Here is a 21090-nt window from a genome sequence, read left to right on the forward strand (position 1 = left end):
AGATTATACCAAGGTCAACTTTCTAAAATTTGTCTGGCAAGTAACACTTTGCATACTTTTCCTCATCTTTAGTAACACAGATCCCTATTTTGTCGGCAAAAATTGCATTTACCCCCCCTGCAGTCCTATAATTATTACTGTGATTTTTATTATACAAATGCGAGGCTGACGCATTATGCTCTGGGATTTTGCGGGTACAGAAAAAAAGTTTAAAGTTGATAATGCACGTCTTGATTCAAGGTTGAAACGCAGCAAGAAAAATATGTCTGCCTATGGCGTCATTGTCTTTTTTCTCTTTATCTTTTTTACAGCCTTAGGTCTGTTTTTACTGCGCTCTACCATTTTAAACAATTCACATGTACTAGGCAATGAAATTGCCTCAAGGGCCAATACCAAAATCCTTGATTTTATAGACAAGCAAAAAGAGGTTTTACATATTGTAGGCCACTATGCTGAAAATGAGATTGAAAGAGCGCATCAGGCAGGAGAGAGCTTTGATGAAAAGGCTTTTGTCAAAGAAGTAAAATCTTTAGTCTCACACAGCTTTGCCCCTTTTGACTATACCTTCTATGGCTGCTTTGATGGCAAGATGGTCACATCAGAGAGCAATGCAAAAGACTGCTTTTTATCCAATCCGCATCTTGAGCCAAAAACTGATGCCGCCTACTGGTACAGCGTAATAGACAGCATGGGGATGCATGAAAGGAACAAATTCACTACCAATGATATTGTGCTCTTTTTGCACAACTCAAAGGAAAGCGAGTCAAATAAAACTATTTTCACTCTGGCTACCAAGATTAATGCCAAGGGAGATGCCATTGCCTTTGATTTTATCTCCACCAAATCACCGCGTGAGATCTATCTTGACGGTATACCTGATACCTACTCCTACTTCCTTTTAGATCCTCAGGGTCAGATCATTCTCTTTCACAATGACAGGGACAATGACAAGCCTTTTGATGTCGACAAGGCACAGATCTTTGTCAACTCTATCTTTACCAAATTTATAGATAAAAAGGCCAGCACCGAGATCTTTGAGAAAAATCTAAGAGTGAGTGGTCCTGGCGGACACAGTGTGCATGTCTATGCCCATCATGATGAGGTTACAGGCTGGTACACCATACTTACCACTCCGTATGCACGTGTGCTTGATGAGTACAATTTTATTTTCAATATCTTCATCTGTATTGTCACACTGTTTTTAGTTGTTGAGATCAGCATGCTCTATCGTGAGTTTCATCTGTCCCGTCAGATTGAAATGACCAATGAATCATTAAAAGTGCTTGGCAACTCCTACAATGACATTATACGCATAGACTTTAACAACAAACGCTTTACGCTTCTTAAGTCCACGGACAGAATGCGTGACAGTATAGGACAGAGCAACGATACAGGACTTTTATTTGATTACTTTAAAAAAGTGCTGCGCGATGATGAGTGGGAATCATTTTATGAAAACTACTCACTTGCAAGTCAGGAGCACCTGTCTGTAAATCGCATACGCGATATGGGTCATGACTTTATGATCATGGATCCTGACGGACTGTACCGCTGGTATAATATACGTCTGCTCTTTGATGAGTCCATGGATATCAATGACAGTATCCTGGCCATAAAGCTTGTAGATGAGGACAAGCTTTTGGAGATTGAACAAAAGCAGCTTTTAAAGGATGCTCTTGCCATGAGTCATAAGAATGAGGAGTCAAAGAGTATATTCTTCTCCAACATGTCCCATGATATGCGTACACCTTTAAACGGCATTATGGGTCTGTGTGCCATGGCTGTAAATCATGTTGATGACAAAGAGCGTACATTAGAGACCATAAACAAGATCACAACTACATCAAAGCAGCTTTTAAGCCTGATTGATGATATTTTAGAGATTGCCCGACCAGAACAGCAGCTGACATTAAACCGCGAGAAATTCAATCTGCATCAGAGTTTAAATGAATGTCTTGATCTGTTTACAGCACAGGCCAAACAGGAGCAGAAAACTCTTAAGGTCAATTATGAGCTGCAGCATGAAAATCTCATTGGCGACTTTCCAAAACTGCGTCAGATTTTAAACAATCTTATATCCAATTCATTTAAATACTCACAACATGGCGCCACCATCTCCTTCTCGGTACGTGAGGTGGTTGAGCAGCATCTGCCGCAGTTTATCTTTGAGATAAAAGATACAGGCATAGGCATGACCCCTGAGTTTTTAAAGAATCTTTATGTACCGTATATACGTGAAGAGCGCATGAGCAATGTCAAGGGTACAGGTCTTGGCATGCCTATTGTTAAAAATCTGGTGCACAAGATGTGCGGCAATATTCATGTCACCTCAGCTTTGGGCGTTGGTACTACATTTATTGTCACCATACCTTTTGAAATTGATACAGAATGCGCTCAGGCTCAAAAACATCAGGAACCTGAAAATGCTCCTGCTGAGATTGATGCCTCTGGTATTTTAAAAGGACTTAGAATACTTGTCGTTGAGGATAATGAGCTTAATATGGAGATTGCCGAGGATATACTCTCCATGAAGGGCGCCATCATCTCCAAAGCCTGGAACGGCAGGGAAGCTGTTGATATCTTTACCCAAAGAGGCTCTGATTTTGATGCCATATTGATGGATATGCGCATGCCTGTGATGGATGGTCTGCAGGCTACAGCCGCCATTCGTGCCCTTAAGGAAAATAGCTGGGCGCAGCAGATACCTATTATTGCAGTAACTGCCAATGCCTTTGCCGAGGACATCAGTGCCACTCATGCCACAGGCATGAATGCCCATGTCTCAAAACCTATTGACTTTAAAATTCTTGAAAAGACTCTCTATCGTCTTATCAAAAAGAATAAGGAGCTCTAATATGCAGCTTGATGAACTTAGCGAATATATAAATATAGATATAAAAGGTTCACTTGAGAGATTTTCAAACTTTGAGCCTATGTATATCAAATATTTAAAACGCTTTAATCAGGATCCTACCTTTGATGCCTTTGAGCTTAGCATCAGAGATAACAATCTTGAGGAAATTGAAAATACTGCTCATACCTTAAAAGGAATATGCGGCAATTTAGGCCTTAGCGACCTTTTTGATGTCTACAATGAAATTGTGCAGGCTGTGCGAAGCCATGAAAATGATAAAATTGGACAGTTGGCCCAAAGAGCTATTGCCGATACATTAAAATATCGCGAAATTTTGTCCAAGCTTGATTGATTAAGATAATACAGGCAGATAAGAAACCATGGAAAATATAAGCAATACCATACTTATCATCGACGATGTGGAGATGAACAGGGATATTCTACAACTGCAGTTTTTTAAAGAATATAACACTGTTTGCTGTTCCAATGGACTTGAGGGACTTAACTATGTAAAGGAGCATGGCGAGCATATTGTGGCTGTGCTTTTAGATATTGTCATGCCTGTGATGACAGGTACAGAGTTTTTAGAGCAGATAAGACGTTTCAATCTTATTCCCAATGTACCTATCTTTGTCATAACAGCAGAAAATGACGAGGGCAAGCAGCTTGACTCTTTTGACTATGGTATTACAGATATTATCTCCAAGCCCTTTAACACCAAGTTTTTATGCAGGCGCGTAGAGTCACAGATAGATCTGTATTTAACCAGACGCTCACTTGAGTACACCAATTACAAGCAGTCAATTACCATTGCCAATCAGGCCAAGGAAATTGCCAAGGTTTCAACCAATATTATTGCCACACTGGCTGTGGCCATTGAGTTTAGATCTGGCGAGACAGGCAAGCATATCAACTCTATAAAAAGACTGACCTACAATGCCCTCAATCTTATGCGCAAAAACAGATTTACAGGCTGTGAGTTTTTATCTGACAAACAGATAAGCGATATAACCTATGCCTCGGTGCTACACGATATTGGCAAGATTGCTGTACCTGACTCAATTTTAAACAAGCCTGGACGTTTAACACCTGAGGAGTTTGATGTTATAAAGTCACACACTCTATCTGGCTGCGAGATTATAGACAGAATTGGCTATAAGGATAATATGGTGTTGCGCTATGCCTATGATATCTGCCGCCATCATCATGAAAGATGGGATGGCAATGGATATCCTGATAAATTAAAGGGCAATGAGATCTCAATCTGGGCACAGCTTATCTCTATTATCGATGTTTACGATGCCCTGACACAGGAGCGCTGCTACAAGACAGCCTTTAGCAAGGAAAAAGCTTTATCCATGATTGAAAACAAAGAGTGCGGTATTTTCAATCCAGAGCTTGTAGATTTCTTTATTGCCAATATTGATGAGATAACACGCGACAATCAGGCTGAGATTGACAATCTATAAGGGCACATGCGGCTTTTTTTACCATATAGCTTAAAAGCTGCATTTAATGCTTAAAATTTGCCGGCTATCTGCTTACAATAGCAGCTGTGGAAGGCAAATTAGCTTGTGTATATTTTTTCATTGTAACTGTACAACTACACATATATAATAGCCCAACTTTTTTCATTAACTTTTGAGGATATGCTAATGCACAACAATCTTCTTAAGGGGGTCAGCGCTGTCTTTGGTGCTATGGCCCTGAGCTCAGCTGCCATGGCTGCAGATGTCAACATCTGGAACTGGAGTGATTACATGGGCGAGACCACTGTAGCTGATTTTGAAAAGGCTGCAAATCTTGATGCCAATTATGCCATGTTTGACTCTAATGAACTTGTAGAGGCAAGGTTGCTCTCTGGCCACTCAGGTTTTGATGTTACTATGATGACATCCTACTATATTCCACGTCTTGCCAAAGCCGGAGCTCTTGAAAAACTCGATAAAAGTCTGCTGTCAAATTATGACAAGCTGGATAAAAAGCGTATGGAAATGCTCGCTTCCATTGACGAGGGCAACAATTATGCCATTCCTTTTGCCGAAATTTCTTTAGGCTTTGGCTACAATCAGGAAAAGATTGATGAGATTTTTGGCAAAGGTACAGTTATTGATAAATGGGAATTTATCTTTAACAAGGAAAACTCAAGAAAGCTTAAAAAATGCGGCATAGCTGTGCTTGACTCACCAATTGAGGTTATCTCATCTGTCATGCACTATCTAAAAGAGGATCCAACATCTGAAAAGGCTGCAGATTATGCCAAGGCCAAGGAGCTTTTAACCTCACTTGCCACAGATGTATCATACTTTCACTCATCACGTTATATAAACGATCTGGCCTCAGGTGATATCTGCTTTGCCATTGGCTATTCAGGCGATATTCTGCAGGCTGCCGACAGAGCTGTTACAGCCAAGCGCGGCTATACCATCAAATATGAGTTCCCACGCGACGGTTCACTTTTATGGTATGACTGCTGGGCCATTCCAAAGGGTGCTTCAAATTTTGAAAATGGCCACAAATGGATTAACTTCCTGATGGAAAAAGAGGTGGCAAGCTCTGTATCAAATCAGATTCGCTACATTCTGCCTGTAACAGATGCCATGGAACTTTTAGCCACCGAGCTTAAGGAGAATAAATCTGTAAATCTTGATGAGGAGCATTTAAAGGCCGCCTACTTCCCTACTCCGCCTACAGCCAAGGTCTCAAGAATTACCAACAATATCTGGAATTACATGAAGTTAAATTCAGATAATGAAGATGACGGCAGTGGCTGGGAATAAAGATAGATAAAAGGTCAGAGCGCTCTGACCTTTAATTGAACTCAAGACATTTAAAAAGGAGCATATTTGCTCCTTTTTTTTAAACTATTCTGTGCGACTTTTTATATGCTGCATCTCCTGCATATTTTCAAGCTCACCCCAGTGCTTTAACTGCTCCTGCATTTCACGCTCTCTTAAAATCTTAGGCTTGGCTGCAGTTAAAATCATACGATTGGATTTGTCATAGGTAACATAGCTCCAGCTCCAGTCAAAGAGTACTGAGAGTTTATTCTTGATACCAAGAATGGAGCGCAGGTGTACCACCATCCACAGCATCCAGGCAAACATGCCGGCAAAGCGCATACCAAAGACATCTGCTACAGCCTTGTTGCGGCCTATAGTGGCCATGGAGCCTAAATCCTTGTACTTAAATGGCTTTAAAGGCTTGTTATTGAGCATGGCCTTTAGGTTGTCGGCAAGATTCTTACCCTGCTGAATAGAAGGCTGAGCCATCTGCGGATGTCCTTTAGGGAATTTCTTGTCCTTATCGAGCATAAGAGCAATATCGCCGATGGCAAAGATATTGTCAGTGCCTATAACCTTGTTGTACTCATCTACAAGCACACGTCCGCCAGGTCCAAACTGATTGTCCTTTAAACCTATAATCTTATTGCCAATAATACCGCACACCCACATAAAGGTACGGGTACGTATGGTTCTGCCATTGTTTAAAATAGCCACATTATCCTTATAGTCAGTAACTCTGGTATTTAAAATAACCTCAACCCCAAGCTTTTCTAAAAAGGCCAGTGACTTTTTAGAGGCTTTAGCTGACATAGATGGCAAGAGGCGATCTGATGACTGCACGAGATAAATATTCATGCGCTCTGAGTCCATATCAGGATAATCCTTTGGCAACACATATTTTTTCATCTCGGCAATGGCGCCAGCCAGCTCCACACCTGTAGGACCGCCGCCTACAATAACAATGTTTAGCAGATCCTGTTTCTCCTGCTCGGTAAAACAGGTAACAGCGCGCTCAAAATTTGATAATAGCGCATTTCTAAGACCCATGGACTCTGCTACAGTCTTCATAGGCATAGCGGCATCTTCAATATTTTTATTGCCATAGAAATTGGTGGTTGAGCCATGAGCTAAAACCAGATAATCATAGGTCAGCTTGCCAATTGAAGTCTGAATATATGATTCTTCAGGGAATACGGCACGCATTTCTGCCATTCTGAAATAATAGTCCTCTCTGTCCTCAAAGATCTTGCGATATGGGAAGGAGATGGAACTTGGCTGCAGACCTGAGGTGCCTACCTGATAAATTAGCGGCGGAAACTGATGGAAATTATTTTTATCCACCAGCACCACCTGAAATCCTGAATTTTTAAGGTCCAGTGCCAGACGCAGACCTCCAAAGCCACCACCTACGATAACAACACGACGCTTGTTGGTTGCCTCAATATTTACGCTCACTTTTTAAGCCTCCTGAAAGAACGCCCTATTATCCGCTGTATTTTTCAAGATTAACGACAAATTGCATATTTTAGTCAAAAGATAACAATTTTATACTTTAAAAAAATTATGTTAAAGCTTTTTTATTATCTTTGTAAATGTCTATCTGCAGGACATTTATATCCTCTTTTAAAAGATTCAGTACTGACTGCATACTGCTTTTTTCTATACAGCCTCTGATCTTGGAAATTTCATTTAAATATTCATTTAAAGCAAAATTGTATGGACAATTGTCAGGTGTACCGTCCACAATTTTTATATCAATTTTAAGAGCACTGTGTATAAAGGCGCTAAAACGCGTGGTGATATTGTGCAGCCAGCTTGGATCACCTGTCATTAATGAATATTTGGCATTGATAAGCAATGTCCAGTGAGCCTTGTCATTAGCATCAACCATACGCTCACTCTCAGTTAAAAGAGCATAGTCAGGCCCTCTCTGATAACCTGCATCTACTATATCCTTATACCATGGATCATACTCTTTAACTTTATAGTAAAAATCCTCTGGAGTCTTGAGCTCTTTTCCTGCAAAACTCAGGGCATGACTGGAGCTACTCTCTATTATCTCACGCTGAGCTGCACTTACATGCAAAGGATTGCCATCAACTATGGCAGCACTATTGTCACTATCATCTGTACTTAGTGATGATGGCATATCAAGATCAAAGCCATCAGTGCTTTGCAAATACTCATAGTACTCATCATCACTCTCATCTGCAGCATAAGTATCAGCACTTTCAGGGTAAAGATCCTCTGCGCCGTCATTTAAATCAATGGCATCATTAGTGTAATTATCAGTCCTGCTCTGCTCTTTCTTTAAATCTCTGCCGCTTGTATCTGTACTCTCATATGTATTTAAGACACTGCCCTGTGCTGATGTCTGCATGGAGGTTATAGACTGTGTGCTGTGACTTGCAAAACTGTCATGTTCTATATTATCTGTCTTCAAAGATGCAATACTGTCTGTAGCTCCACTTTGCTCCTGAACATAAGATAGGACAAAGTCCTCTTGGCTCTTATTACTCTCAACCACAGTGCTCAAAGGTGTAGTATCTGTATGATTCATGGCACTTTGTTCCATCTGTGATGCTAGCTGTGATACTACATGAGATGGTGCATGCACCACTGTCTGTGATGCTCTCTGATTTGATTTCTGAGCACTTGCTACATTATTTTCAGCTCTCTGTCTTGCCTTTTGCAGTATGCTCTCAAAGCTCTCATCCTCATCATCCTGGCCTAAAAAATCAAGGCCAGAGATATTGACACTTTGTACTGCCATTTGCTCTTTTATATATTCAGCAGCCTTTTTATGCCTTCTTGGAGTATAGTTATTAAGATTAAAGATACTTTGTGTACCATTATCTGCACTTGTAGTTAAGGTTGATGAAGATACACTCTGTCTACTCACAGCTTTTTGTGTGTAAGCAGTATTTTGTGCACTGTATATTGTATCAGTACTTACAGAAGCACTGAGTGCAAGGCTTTGCGGTGTATTATCGACAGTATCAGGATGTAGAGTTACTGCGCTGATATTATCTGCACAGACCTCTGTATTAGCCTTGTCTGTATTAGAAGCATCTATAGAGCTCTTAGCTGCAGCTGTATTTTCTAAAGCTGCATTAACTGTACCTGCACTATCCTGACTTACAGCAAAGATATTATCAGAGCCTGTATTATTTACAGCATGATCTGAGCTTGGTACATCAGATATAAACTGTTGTGCCTGTATAGGCTGTACGTCCTTTGTATCAAGCATACTGCCCTGATTTAAATTGGCAGTTGCCAAAGGCTCTTGAGATGGTGTATTAGTATTATCATCAAATAAAGCTGAAGCTAGAGCCTGAGCCTGTAAAAAGCCATCTTTTCTTTGCTCTTTACTCTTTTTTACACCATTGTCAGTCTTATCATCTACCTTTGTCTTATGCATAGCAGTGTGCACAGACATTGGATCTGCCATAACATCAGATCTGCTTTGATCTATAGCCAAAGGCAGGCTATCTGCCACTGTATCAGTCATTGATTCAGGCCTGTCTTGCATCATACTCTCTGGCATAAAGCTGCTATTATCTTTAATATCAGGCTCAAAAGGCGGTATATCAGTATTTACTGTATTTATAACATCAGGTGATGATAGGCTGTCTTGATTCAAATTATCTACCCTGCCATCTTCATCTGGCATGAGAGCCGTATTATTAAATGAAGATCCGGCTGAGGCTGCAGCTCCAAGCTCCATAGCAAGGCGTGCAGCATGGGCAAGCTGTCTTGATGTTGAGCTGCTCTGTGTCTTTTTTATCTGCGATTTTAAATTGCTATTATACTCTTTAATAGCCTTTAAATAGCTTTCAATTAGATTTGCAACCTCGGTTAAGTCCTCATCATCATGACTTTCAATTGCAAGTGATACTGCAGGTGATGGTACAGTTTTTGTACGCTCTAAAATCTCATCGGCTATAGCTTTTTCTTTGTGAATAAGCTTATCAAGAGGCACACTCTGATAATCCTGTGGTGCTGATTTTACAGTATTGCTTAAAGCCTGTAGCGATCTTGTAGCTGCACTTATATCAAGAACATTGCTGTCAGGACCAATAGATGGCACTAAAGTATTCTTATCTACAATAGTCCTGGTGTGGGCACTATCATGATTATCCTGAATGTGGCTTGAGACAGGCTCAATATCAATGATGCGGCCTGTGTCTAGTGCTGTGTCACTCTCGCCTAGCCAAGCTTTTTTTTTTCAGGTGTAAAGGCTATAAGACGCAAAATAGTCATTTCAAAGGCACTTTTTGGATCTGAGTACGGCATCTCTTTGATGCCCTCAAGCACTATCTGATAGTAAAGCTGTAAATCCTGAGGTTTAAACACTCTGGCATAGGTGTTTAAAAGCTCATTGTCATGACTAAAGAGGCTAAGAGAACTGCCACCTAACATCTGATATAGGGCAATATCATGCAGAGCAACAGACAGATCCTCTAAAAGATTTTTATAGGATGGGGCAAAGGCTGCAATATGCTCAAGCACTGATGGCAGCTTATTGTCATCAGATGGCAAGAGCAGATTTAAAACATCGCTTATATAGCTCTCACCTGCAGAACCTAACATGGCATTGACTTTATCATAGGCAATGACACCAGAGCCCAAGGCTATGGCCTGATCACACAGAGATAAGGCATCGCGCATACTGCCGCGGGCCTTTTTGGCTATAAGATGTACAGCCTTTCCCTCACATGGGATCTGCTCTTTGGCACAGATATCTGTGATTCTGTTTTCAATCTGCTCAATACTCAGGGCACGCAGCTGAAACTGCAGACAGCGTGAGAGTACAGTTACAGGAATTTTATGCGGATCTGTTGTAGCCAGAATGAATTTTACATAGGCAGGCGGCTCTTCAAGGGTTTTTAAAAGCGCATTGAAACTGCTTGAGGTGAGCATATGCACCTCATCTATGATATAGATTTTATAGCGCCCCTGCATTGGCGGATACTGTGTATTCTCAAGCATCTGCCTGGTGTCATCCACCTTGGTCTGAGAGGCCGCATCAATTTCTATAACATCAGGGAAAGTACCTTCGGCAATACCACGGCAGGCATCACAGTGGCCGCATGGGTGTGATGACATACCCTCAAGGCATTGGAGTGATTTGGCAATAATTCTGGCTATAGTGGTTTTGCCAATGCCGCGCGTACCTGTCAGAAGATAGGCATGATGCAGTCTTTTCTGCTCAATGGCATTGCCAAGGGCGCAGACCACATGCTCCTGTCCTACCACATCCTCAAAAGTAAGGGGACGGTATTTGCGGGCTAAAGCCTGGTATTCGTAATTTGTACTTTCCATCTTTATTGTTTAGTGACCTGGAAATTCAAGCAGTGATACGGTCTTTACACCAAAATCTTTTTGTATTCTGGCAGCGCCGCCTAAATCTACAAGCTCAATTAAAAAGGCAACACAGCACACCTCGCCGCCAAGCTGTCTTATAAGCTTGATCATGGCATCGACAGTACCGCCTGTAGCCAGAAGATCATCTAGCACTAAAACCTTTTCGCCTTTTTGTATGGCATCTGTGTGCATCTGCAGAGTATTGCTGCCATATTCAAGATCATAGCGCTCTTGCACATGCTCGCGTGGCAGTTTGCCAGGTTTTCTGACCATAACAAAGCCTGCATTTAATCTTGCTGCCAGCGGAGCACCGAAAATAAATCCGCGGGCCTCGGCTGAGACAACCTTATCTATACCCTGATCCTTGAATATATCAAAGAACAGATCTATTGTCATAGCGAAAGCCTTTTTGTCACAGCACAGCGATGACACATCTCTAAAGAGTATGCCAGGCTTTGGATAATCGGGAATAGATTTTACAGTTGACTTTAAATATTCAATCTTGGCTGATAAAGCTTCATCAGCATTCTTTTTAAACATATTACTACCTTTGCAAGATTTGATCTGACGAGAAATTATACTTGTTTTACCCTTTTATCTCAAGTCAGATAAGGCACGTGTGATAGACTCATACTCAGGTATTTTTTTTATTTTAAATTGTTAATTATTTTGATAAAAACTGCCAGTTTTTACATACCTAGGATCTTAGTAAAGTCTTGATTTTTAAGCATTTATTAAAATCCAGAAGTTTTTGGCTTAAAATCATTCCGCAAACCCGCATTCTATCGTGCTAAAAATTAGTGCAAAAGACCTCGATGCGGGTTTTTTGTTTGATTTTTTTGGAAACATACAATTCTGATACAAAAAGAGGTTGTTAGAAGTATTAAAAACGATCTAACAGATTGTTTTATAAAGGATTTTTATGGGGTATAGCAAGTTTCCATGGTATAATATACCAAACCAAACCAAACAAAGGAAAACTTGCTATGTCTTTATTATCTCAAATTAATCTCTATATTCAAAGAGCTGAACTCTTAAATATTTTAACCGTCTTCAGCAAAGAGCTTATTAATAATTTTGCCAGAAAAAATGGCACACTCAAAAGGCAAAGAAAAGTTACAATAGCTGAACTTCTCTCAGCTCTTTTAACATATGCCTCTACTAACCAAAACTCTAACAATATAACCTTTACTTTAAATGGATTTCATAAGTGCTATTCTGACATGTTTGGCATTGATATATCTTCAAAGGCTCTTCACAACCGTCTGCGTTCAGAGGGACTGCTTGAAGTTATGAAGAATACTATAGAAAACCTCTCTATGCTTGTTAAAGACGATACTAATGAAACTGGTCTGAAACTGCTTGAGGCTTACAGGCAGAGTGTCGGTGTTAATGATATTATCATGGTGGACGGCTCTGAAATCTCCCTTAGATACTCAGCCTATGACAACTTTAGCTGCAAGGCTAAAACACGTAATCCTGACAAGACCAACCCTGATAAAAAATCTGCCGCTATTAAACTGCATACGGGGTTTTCTATTGTAAACAATATGCCTACACATATTGATATTACGGAGGCTGTAGCCAATGAAAGAGAGCACCTGTCACCAGATATCTATGAGCAGGTGTTATATCTGTGCGACAGGGGATATGTATCTGAAGCTTTATATTTGCTACTTATATCCAAGGGGCATTATTTTATATTCAGAGGCAAGGAGAATTGCGCCTATAAGATTATTCATGCAATGGATGGCAACGGAGCCACGTTACATGAATTTGAAGGATGCAAACCATGTCAGCACTTAAATGGCAGCAAATATCCTCTGGTTGATATGGCTGTGCAGGTTAACGATGATACCGTTTTAAGGATGATTCGTATCTATAATCCTGTTGATGATAAATTTAATTATTTCATCACCAACATAGATGCAAGCCGTGTAGCAGCATCAGTTATAGCTGATACTTACAGGACGCGCTGGTCCTGCGAGATCATGTTTAAAGCACTTAAAAGTAGCAACAGCCTCTGCTCTATCAATTCGTCCATCAAAGAAATTATCCTGCTCTTTATTTATGCAAGTATTGGCTCATACCTCATCAAAAAGCTTATAGCAAAACAGCTTCAGAAAAAGAAAAGAGATGACCAACGTAAAAAACGGGAAATATCTCTGTTAAAGATGGCTTCCTCTATCAGAGATATAGGACCATTGTTAAAAGCCATGGTCAAAGGCGCTAAGTCTACAATATACAATGAGATCAGCAAGTTTGAAGGTCTTTTAGATTCTATGATGCGAACTAAACCATCACAAAGGGATATAGATCTTAAAAAGGACGTAAGCCTCCTGGTCGATAAAATTTACAATACACACCATATGACGAAAGACTTTTTAATACCGCACAAAATTGATGTTACAATCAAGGCTTAAGTTCATGGGTATGCAGTTTTTAATAAAAAACTACCATTTTTTAACTTTTTTACTTAAATTCTGGCATTTTTTGTTTATAATTTATTATATATGTTCTTATATTTTAATGTCGATTTTGCATAAGTTATGAACAGATTTGATGCCGTTCTTTTCGATCTTGATGGCACGCTTTTAGATACTGCTCCTGATCTGATTGCAAGCTGCAATCATACCCTTGAGATGTTCAATCTGCCGCCGGTTGAAAAAGAGCTTTTAATGACCAAGGTTACAGCTGGCATGCGCGAGATGCTAAAGCTTGGTATTGAGCCTCAAAAGCAGGCTTTATATGATATTGACGGTAAAATGCGCACAACTTTTGCAAACTACTATACAGAACATATAAATGACTATACCAGAGCCTTTGACGGTATTGAGGATCTTATAGGCAGCCTCAGAGACAACAGCATTAAAAGTGCTGTGGTTACCAATAAATATGAGCACATGGCACTGCGCCTTATGAGCAAATTTGATTTTGCCACTGACTTTGAGCTTATACTGGGCTGTGACAGTACCTCACATTCAAAGCCTCATCCTGAGCCTCTTTTAAAAGCTATGGAGAGCATAGGCGTAAGTCCTGATAAAACCCTATATGTGGGCGATCATCTTAACGATATAAAGGCTGCCAGGGCCGCCGGCTGTAAAAGCTGCGTGGCACTGTGGGGTTATGGTATAAATGAGTGTGCAGATCCTGCCACCTGGAATTCAGATTACAGCGCCTGTGATGTATATGCGCTAAAAGAGCTTATTTTTACTTGATTATTGGGAAGTTATATGCACAGACTGATACAAGCTACCTCTGCCCTGCTCATACTTATGGCATCGCAAACTGCAGTTTGTGCCGATGACAGTAAAACCACAGCCTCCTATTCTTTAAGCTATGACTCACGCTTTAAAGACAGTCATGAATCACCATTTGTGCAGAAGTTTTATTTCAAGCACACCAATTCCTACAAGTTAAACCGTGATTTTTCCATTGCCTATACTCTAAAGTTTGAGCAGGAGCGCCATGGTCTTTTAGACTATGACAGCTCTATGTACACCCCTGAGTTTACTCTTGATTTTAACTTTAAAAGAAAGGGTAAGTTTAAAACCTTCAGCTTTAGCGATCAGGTGGTAAATGTCATCAATTCCACCGATGTCTTCAATCAGTACACCAACAAGACCCGCTATGATATGAAGTTTAAGACAGATGGAGTGCTGTCCTATGAAAACAGCTATAAAAATCTAAATCTCTCTGTAGCCTACGGCACGCCAAAGGTTGAAAAGGATCCTTATGAGAAGACACAGCAGAATACCTTTATGGTGCAAAAGACCTTTGCCTCATCTATAGGATATACCTATCCTGTCTTCAATTCAGGATTTAATCTGCATTCGGCTGCCTCATATTCAAAATATCCAAATATGACCACCTCCAATCATACAAGCAAGGTTGAGTCCTATGCCCACTTTGCCACGGCTTTGACCTATGGTAAAAAGGATGATAAAAACTACTTTGCCCTGATGCATAACAAGCGCAATGTGACCATGGCACAGATGAAGGATACTGATTACTATATTCATGGTACAGAATTTATCTATGCGCACTCATTTTCAGACAGCATTAAATTTAAAACAGGCTATGAGCGTTTTCTTATCAAAAATCAAGAGGATATGAGCTCACAAGTCAGTGTGCTGCCAGTTGAGATGCTCTACAATTTCAATGATCAGTTTAAAGTCTGGGCGCAGGCGCGCTTTAGCTTTGATGATCACTTTACAGATCACAAGTCCTTTAAAACCTTCAACAAGGAATTTACAGGCTATGATGAAAACTCCTATACCATTGGCAGTGAGTATAAGTTCTAGCTGAAAATCCTTATTTTTTGCTCCTAAAATGACTTTTTAAGTCATTTTGGGAGCATCAATAGCTATTTTATTTTAAATAATATGCGTTTATAGCATATAATTGGAGAAAAAATTTTAATAAAAGAGCTATGAGACATAAAACAACCATCAAAAGCTTATGCGCCCTATGTGCCCTTGCAGGATCTGTGCAGGCCTCTGGCGCCAATATAGTAGCAACCGACAGCGAAAGTCTTGATATTTTCGGTCGTGTCAAAGTCATCTATGGCAATTATAATGCCTTAAACAATATAGATTTTACTCAAGCCAACAGCTATGGCGATACTGCCCTGGCCACTACTGCCCGTTTTGGCCTTGCAGGACGCACACAGATTAAAAATGGTCTTGATGCTGTCATGATGGGTGTCTTTGATTTTACCACACAGGATAATAAACAAGGCGCGCAGTATCTTTTTGTAGGAATTGATGCCTATGAATATGGCACCCTGCTCTTTGGCAAAGGTGATGGTGCATTTTATACCATAGCAGGCGCCGGAGATATTTTCAGTCACTTTAAAACACGCGCCAATGATTACTATCTGACAGGCGATCGTCTGCCGTCACAGATTATGTACTCACTCTCAGCCCTTGGCTTTGATCTGCGTCTGTCCTATAACTTTAATGATTCGCAGGTCAACAATACTCCATTTGCTATAAGAGAAAATGTAGGTGCCAGCGTCTCCAATGAATTTGGGGCTATTACCTTTGCCTATGGTCTTAACTACACAGATTTTAAAAATAAGCATGATGCCGATTTTAATGCCATGCGTGAGTTTTTTACCCCAATTCTTGCCAATTCCTATCAGATAAGTGCTGATGAGGCTTTTGTCCTGTATCGTACCCATGGACCGTCACGTAAGCTTGATTATGGCTTTGCCCTGTCCTATGGCACATTTGGCAAAGGCTATTATGGATCATTTATTTACACTGCAAGTGACTATCAGCATATAGATCACAAGCTATTTTCCTATGAAATAGTAAACAATTATACCTTTGACAATGGCTTGGGTATAATAGCAGGATATGCACTTAAAACCTTCAGCGGCTCTGCTGTGGTTTCAGATCTGACCACAGGTGTGTACTACAATGTAAACCCTGCCTTTAAAATCTATGCCGAGGCTCAGATAGATTTGGGCGCCGATCCGCACAAGTTTTATGGTGCTAGCGCTGCACAGTACATAGCACAGGATAAATATGTTGCAGGCTTTGAATATAATTTTTAATAAACAATTGAGTGATAAGGATATGAGAAAATCAAATATTGTTAAAACTACAGTTTTAACCCTGGCCTTATGCTGTGCAACATCAGCCTTTGCCGGCGGTTTTAAAGTACCACCATACTATTCTATAGAGCTTGTTGATGGTGCCACCAGCAATTTTAACTACGACAAATCCACAAGAACTCTATCTTTAGAGCCAGGACGTCATCAGCTTGTGCTTTCCTTTGAGGGCACTTTTGGCTCCTCGAGAGAAAGCTCCTTGGTTGAATCCTCCAATCCAATTGTAATTGACATTTACAATTTAGGTGCTGATGAAACTCTGTCCTTTAGCTACAAGATCCCACAAAGTCTTGAAGAGGCTTCCAAATATGCAAGAACCCAGGTAATTGAGCTTAATAACGGCAAAACCAAGGTTGCAGGCGACAAAGCCACCTACTTTATTCTGCAGTCAGACTCAGGCTTTTCAATTTTCCGTGACTACAGACAGGATCTTTTATCTGTAAACCGTCTGTATGCTCCAAATTATGTTGAAGGCTCTGATCGCACCATGGGTCTGACAAGCTATGGCGCCCCAACCATCACTGCCACCAACAATATGAGCATTGGTTCCAACTCAGCCCCAGCCAATATCACCATGCCAGCTCCTGGTGTAAGCTCATCACAAAACGCAGTGATGCAGACCTCAGCTGTAGGCGGGGGCGCAGCTGCAGTCAACGTCAAGCTCAATGATTTAATCAACCTGTACAACAGTGCTGATGACAAGACCAGACTTGAGTTTGTAAAGTATGTAATGTCACACTAGAACATACTAAATATAGATTAGCTTCAAAGGGCAGGTACAACCTGCCTTTTCTCTTTAATCTCCTATCTTGTAATAGTTTGTAAACTTATAAGATGCTCCTCAATATTTCTCAGATCTACGCACTTTAGATACTTACCTGCAGATTCAATTTTTTATAGCGCAGGCTGTGAATTTGCACATGGGAAATTTCCCATTAATATATAAATGGGAAAATTTTTGCAAAGAGGAAAATTTGATAACCTGTTGACATAAAAGCTCTTGAATTATGGCCCTTTAAATATTTTGCTTTCAATCACATTTATTGAACAAACTTACGCAACATTATGCGATATTTCAGCTTATAAATAATTACGGTTTCTGCTAAAAACACCATATTTTCATATACTTATAAATACGTGTGCGTATTTAAATAGCCATTGTTTATACAATTTTTAATGATTTATAAATGAAAAAATTTAATCTTTATTAAAGTTAAATACGTGCCACGACGATAATAATATATTATAAAGAATACATTTTATTTTAGGAGAGAGTATATGGCCTTATTTGTAAATACTAACGTTTCATCAATCAATGGTCAGCGCAATCTGACCAATGCTACCAATAACCTAAATACCACCTATCAGAGATTATCCTCTGGTCTGCGCATCAACTCAGCTAAAGACGATGCTGCCGGCTTGCAGATTTCAGACAGATTAACCTCACAGATCAATGGTTTAAATCAGGGTAACAGAAATACCAATGAATGCTATCAGAAGGAAGCGGTAACCGCTGCATAGTATTTCAGCCCCTCCTGCTTCCCAAGGTTTTTACAATGAGGAAGCTAACATGCCCACATCTACAATATCTCAAGCATCCATAGACTACATAAACGAATTCTTTCTAAAAACTGGTAAAAGATACCTTGCAGTAGATCTTGCATCCAGAGTTGTTCAGATTTGCTACTACTCAATAGCCCATAAAAAGATAATCAATAAAGAAATAAGAGCCAGCGAGCTTGAAAGTGTACTAAGCTCATATGAATCAGGAACTTTGATTGTAGGCTTTGAGGCATGTGGCGCCTGCCACTACTGGGCACGCCGTGCTCAGGAGCTGGGCCATGAGTACAGATGCTTTATGGCAGAAAATATACGTAAACATAAGAAAAAAGAAAAGACAGATAAGATTGATGCTCTTGCCATCTTCAAAGCTTTACTTGACCGTGACAGTGCAGATCTGAGCATAAAATGTAAAAGTCTTGATCATCAGATGCTCTCAAGTCTCATGACAACCCGTTCATGCATTACAAGCCAGAAGGTTAAGAGCCTGAATGCGCTGCGCGCATTCATGTATGAATTAGGAGTAGTCCTACCACGGGATTTAAGTCCTCAAAGGATGATAAAAAAGGCGCTTGCTTACAAGGAGCAGATGCTGCTCGAGCAAGGTGCCGACAGTGAAGCCTTTATCTTTTTTGATATATCGCTGCAGACCTATATTGCACAGATAGAGCACTGTGTAAAAATTATTGATGGACTGGATAAACAAATTGAGGAGCTCTCACGCAAGAATACAACATGTCAGCTGCTAAGAACCATACCTGGCGTTGGCTATATTATAGCTATGATGCTCTATATTGCAGGCTTTGATATATCAAACTTCAAAAATGCCAAGCACTTTGCAGGCTTCTGTGGCATAGCACCCCATGTAGAAGGATCAGGTGGCACTGCAACCAATCTTGGAGTCAGACATTTTGGCAACAGAGCTCTGGCAGGCATGCTCTACATAGGAGCTATGGCCCACTACTCAAATACATTAAAAAAGACGTTGGAAAATTCAGAGAATGAGCAGATCAAGGTGCAGATGCAAAAGAGACGTAAGGTCTTAATCTGCGCCATAGCAAATCACATAGCCAGAACTGCATTTGCTGTTATAAGGGATAAGACCCCCTATACAACGCAAAGAGCAAGTGGGCTACTAACTGCCTATAAAGAATGTATTTAATGTCTTTTATTTAAAGTTTTTTACAGGAAAACCACGAACAAGCTTAATGCCCGTGAAAGCGAATATAGATTTGTGTATGTAAAAAACTTATGTCATAAAAGATGACAACCAAATTTTAATGAGTCAGGTGAATGAACCTAAAAAATATAAAAACTATTATCCAACTCGATTTAAGAGGAGGACTTTAATTTAATTATACAGGTTTGTGAGCCTGACTTAAAAAGTATCAACCCCTAACAGAGGAGTCAATTATGTAAAGGTTATTGAACCTATACTAAAATAAACACGCTACAGTTTTAGTATATGGTATTTAAAAGGTAATAGCAAGTATAAAGTATTTAAGGCAATCTTAGGCTTAAAGCTTACGTCAACACAAGTATACACAGTACCTGCGTTACCTGGAGTATTGTCTACAAAAAAGATTGAATCTAAGTTCGAAATCGCGTCTAGCTTAAAACTGCCCTTTGAATAGGAACATGATTCAATCAAGATGGATGCATTGTAAAATGCATAGAAAAAGAAGGCTGTGGCCTTCTTTTTGTTTGGATGTTTAAGGAGGTCGATGCCTCCTTAATACAGAACTCAAATTTTGAATATATTAGCCAAGCAGTGATAAAGCCAGCTGTGGTCTTGAGTTGGCCTGTGTCAGCATGGATGATGCAGCCTGCTGAATGATGGTCTGCTGTGACAGTTTGGCTGACTCTTCGGCAAAGTCTGTATCACGGATACGGGCACGGGCATCAGATACGTTCATGGAAACATTTGACTGATTGCGAATTGATGATTCCATACGGTTCTGCATAGCACCCAAATGGGCACGATGTTTGTCAATTCCAGCAATAACTGAATCAATTGTAGTAATTGCAGCTGCTGCCTTGGATTGAGATGTTACTACAAATAATTTACCTGCCACAAAACCATGATCGTCTTCAGTTAAAGCAGCCCCGACTGCAGCTGAAGCAAAAAGACTTAAAGCAAATCCTTCACTAAAACCTGTCATCTGTAAGGTATCGCCTTTATAGGCACCAACCTGAATTGTGATAACACCACCACTGGCAACTATACTACCAGCCCCACTGCCATTTAATATAGTGTTTCCACCAAATTTTGTTTGCTTAGCAATTCGTGTTATCTCAGATGACAGCTGTGTCACTTCCTGCTGAATTGCCTCACGGTCCTTGGTGTTATTCGTACCGTTTGATGACTGTACTGCTAAGGTACGGATACGCTGTAACATGGTTGTCATCTCATCCATAGCTCCTTCCATAGTCTGAGCAAGGGCTATGCCGTCGTTCGTATTTCTATTTCCCTGATTTAAACCGTTAATCTGAGCAGTCAGACGGTCAGAAATCTGCAGACCTGCAGCATCATCTTTAGCAGAGTTAATACGCAGACCAGATGATAATCTCTGATAGGTGGTATTGAGATTGTTGGTAGCATTGGTCAGGTTTCTCTGGCCATTGATTGATGAAACGTTGGTATTGACGAATAGCGCCATGGCGACCTCCTAAATTGAATCTGTTTCTTTCTATAGCTTAATTATCGACCGGGGGGGGGTAACTTTAGGATTTTTCTAAAAATTTTTACGATTTATTGGCTTTTATTATAGTATGCCAGAAACGTCACGTTTTTATTTGATGTGTTTTTATTTTTACAAGTTATGTGTTTTGAAAATCTTTAGAGGCAACAAAAGAGCCCTGTATGTCACTACAGAGCTCTTACCTCTAAATTTTCTTTAAAA

15 protein-coding genes and 1 pseudogene are annotated in these 21090 nt (G+C 40.1%); 11 read left to right on the forward strand and 5 right to left on the reverse strand.

Annotation, left to right across the window (positions count from 1 at the left end):
- The first annotated feature begins 175 nt into the window (after nucleotides 1-175).
- From DRZ93_RS03110 to DRZ93_RS03125, 4 genes are all read left to right on the forward strand, one after another.
- Nucleotides 176-2854: a hybrid sensor histidine kinase/response regulator gene (locus tag DRZ93_RS03110; RefSeq protein ID WP_113745800.1), complete on the forward strand. Its 2679-nt coding sequence runs from the start codon at nucleotides 176-178 to the stop codon at nucleotides 2852-2854.
- 1 nt (nucleotide 2855) lies between these two features.
- Nucleotides 2856-3206, forward strand: a complete 351-nt coding sequence (locus DRZ93_RS03115; protein ID WP_172458009.1) for an Hpt domain-containing protein — start codon at nucleotides 2856-2858, stop codon at nucleotides 3204-3206.
- A 28-nt stretch (nucleotides 3207-3234) separates the two neighbouring features.
- Nucleotides 3235-4323, forward strand: a complete 1089-nt coding sequence (locus DRZ93_RS03120) for an HD domain-containing phosphohydrolase (RefSeq protein ID WP_113745802.1) — start codon at nucleotides 3235-3237, stop codon at nucleotides 4321-4323.
- Nucleotides 4324-4509: 186 nt separating this feature from the next.
- Nucleotides 4510-5634, forward strand: a complete 1125-nt coding sequence (locus DRZ93_RS03125; RefSeq protein ID WP_245933762.1) for an extracellular solute-binding protein — start codon at nucleotides 4510-4512, stop codon at nucleotides 5632-5634.
- 84 nt (nucleotides 5635-5718) lie between these two features.
- Here the strand turns inward: DRZ93_RS03125 and DRZ93_RS03130 are convergent, their stop codons facing one another.
- The 4 genes from DRZ93_RS03130 to apt form a co-directional block, all read right to left on the reverse strand.
- Complete coding sequence (locus DRZ93_RS03130) at nucleotides 5719-7095, reverse strand: NAD(P)/FAD-dependent oxidoreductase (protein ID WP_113744685.1); 1377 nt, start codon at nucleotides 7093-7095, stop codon at nucleotides 5719-5721.
- A 106-nt stretch (nucleotides 7096-7201) separates the two neighbouring features.
- Complete coding sequence (locus DRZ93_RS03135) at nucleotides 7202-9730, reverse strand: hypothetical protein (protein WP_113745803.1); 2529 nt, start codon at nucleotides 9728-9730, stop codon at nucleotides 7202-7204.
- A gap of 119 nt (nucleotides 9731-9849) precedes the next feature.
- A complete protein-coding gene (gene dnaX / locus DRZ93_RS03140) occupies nucleotides 9850-10965 on the reverse strand; it encodes a DNA polymerase III subunit gamma/tau (protein WP_113744687.1) in 1116 nt (371 codons plus the stop codon).
- 9 nt (nucleotides 10966-10974) lie between these two features.
- The gene (apt, locus tag DRZ93_RS03145) at nucleotides 10975-11547 is read right to left on the reverse strand and encodes an adenine phosphoribosyltransferase (protein ID WP_113745804.1); all 573 of its coding nucleotides are present in this window, start codon (nucleotides 11545-11547) and stop codon (nucleotides 10975-10977) included.
- Between the two features lie 446 nt (nucleotides 11548-11993).
- On the opposite strand from apt, the gene DRZ93_RS03150 reads away from it, so the two are divergent.
- The 7 genes and pseudogenes from DRZ93_RS03150 (at nucleotide 11994) to DRZ93_RS03180 (ending at nucleotide 19349) form a co-directional block, all read left to right on the forward strand.
- Nucleotides 11994-13430 (forward strand): IS4 family transposase, encoded by a 1437-nt coding sequence (locus DRZ93_RS03150; RefSeq protein ID WP_113745805.1) that lies wholly within the window; start codon nucleotides 11994-11996, stop codon nucleotides 13428-13430.
- 126 nt (nucleotides 13431-13556) lie between these two features.
- Nucleotides 13557-14225 carry an HAD family hydrolase gene (locus tag DRZ93_RS03155; protein WP_113744689.1) on the forward strand — a complete coding sequence of 223 codons (669 nt, stop codon included), beginning with the start codon at nucleotides 13557-13559 and terminating at the stop codon, nucleotides 14223-14225.
- 15 nt (nucleotides 14226-14240) lie between these two features.
- Nucleotides 14241-15311 carry a hypothetical protein gene (locus tag DRZ93_RS03160; protein ID WP_113745806.1) on the forward strand — a complete coding sequence of 357 codons (1071 nt, stop codon included), beginning with the start codon at nucleotides 14241-14243 and terminating at the stop codon, nucleotides 15309-15311.
- Between the two features lie 128 nt (nucleotides 15312-15439).
- Nucleotides 15440-16570 (forward strand): porin, encoded by a 1131-nt coding sequence (locus DRZ93_RS03165; protein ID WP_113744691.1) that lies wholly within the window; start codon nucleotides 15440-15442, stop codon nucleotides 16568-16570.
- A gap of 22 nt (nucleotides 16571-16592) precedes the next feature.
- Nucleotides 16593-17369: a DUF2057 family protein gene (locus tag DRZ93_RS03170; RefSeq protein WP_172458010.1), complete on the forward strand. Its 777-nt coding sequence runs from the start codon at nucleotides 16593-16595 to the stop codon at nucleotides 17367-17369.
- 536 nt (nucleotides 17370-17905) lie between these two features.
- A pseudogene (locus DRZ93_RS03175) lies at nucleotides 17906-18115 on the forward strand (flagellin N-terminal helical domain-containing protein); the annotation flags it as partial.
- Nucleotides 18116-18197: 82 nt separating this feature from the next.
- A complete protein-coding gene (locus tag DRZ93_RS03180) occupies nucleotides 18198-19349 on the forward strand; it encodes an IS110 family RNA-guided transposase (protein ID WP_113745807.1) in 1152 nt (383 codons plus the stop codon).
- Between the two features lie 598 nt (nucleotides 19350-19947).
- On the opposite strand, the gene DRZ93_RS03185 is transcribed toward DRZ93_RS03180, so the two are convergent.
- Nucleotides 19948-20847, reverse strand: a complete 900-nt coding sequence (locus DRZ93_RS03185) for a flagellin N-terminal helical domain-containing protein (RefSeq protein WP_113745808.1) — start codon at nucleotides 20845-20847, stop codon at nucleotides 19948-19950.
- Nucleotides 20848-21090 lie beyond the last annotated feature (243 nt).

Origin of the sequence: Anaerobiospirillum thomasii (genome assembly GCF_900445255.1) — a bacterium.
Lineage (GTDB): Bacteria > Pseudomonadota > Gammaproteobacteria > Enterobacterales > Succinivibrionaceae > Anaerobiospirillum_A > Anaerobiospirillum_A thomasii.

Bases quoted from the DNA above. Each gene is read 5' to 3' on its own strand.
- DRZ93_RS03110 (WP_113745800.1), top strand. From the start codon at position 176: ATGCTCTGGGATTTTGCGGGTACAGAAAAAAAGTTTAAAGTTGATAAT.
- DRZ93_RS03115 (WP_172458009.1), top strand. From the start codon at position 2,856: ATGCAGCTTGATGAACTTAGCGAATATATAAATATAGATATAAAAGGT.
- DRZ93_RS03120 (WP_113745802.1), top strand. From the start codon at position 3,235: ATGGAAAATATAAGCAATACCATACTTATCATCGACGATGTGGAGATG.
- DRZ93_RS03125 (WP_245933762.1), top strand. From the start codon at position 4,510: ATGCACAACAATCTTCTTAAGGGGGTCAGCGCTGTCTTTGGTGCTATG.
- dnaX (WP_113744687.1), bottom strand. From the start codon at position 10,965: ATGGAAAGTACAAATTACGAATACCAGGCTTTAGCCCGCAAATACCGT.
- apt (WP_113745804.1), bottom strand. From the start codon at position 11,547: ATGTTTAAAAAGAATGCTGATGAAGCTTTATCAGCCAAGATTGAATAT.
- DRZ93_RS03150 (WP_113745805.1), top strand. From the start codon at position 11,994: ATGTCTTTATTATCTCAAATTAATCTCTATATTCAAAGAGCTGAACTC.
- DRZ93_RS03155 (WP_113744689.1), top strand. From the start codon at position 13,557: ATGAACAGATTTGATGCCGTTCTTTTCGATCTTGATGGCACGCTTTTA.
- DRZ93_RS03160 (WP_113745806.1), top strand. From the start codon at position 14,241: ATGCACAGACTGATACAAGCTACCTCTGCCCTGCTCATACTTATGGCA.
- DRZ93_RS03165 (WP_113744691.1), top strand. From the start codon at position 15,440: ATGAGACATAAAACAACCATCAAAAGCTTATGCGCCCTATGTGCCCTT.
- DRZ93_RS03170 (WP_172458010.1), top strand. From the start codon at position 16,593: ATGAGAAAATCAAATATTGTTAAAACTACAGTTTTAACCCTGGCCTTA.
- DRZ93_RS03180 (WP_113745807.1), top strand. From the start codon at position 18,198: ATGCCCACATCTACAATATCTCAAGCATCCATAGACTACATAAACGAA.
- DRZ93_RS03185 (WP_113745808.1), bottom strand. From the start codon at position 20,847: ATGGCGCTATTCGTCAATACCAACGTTTCATCAATCAATGGCCAGAGA.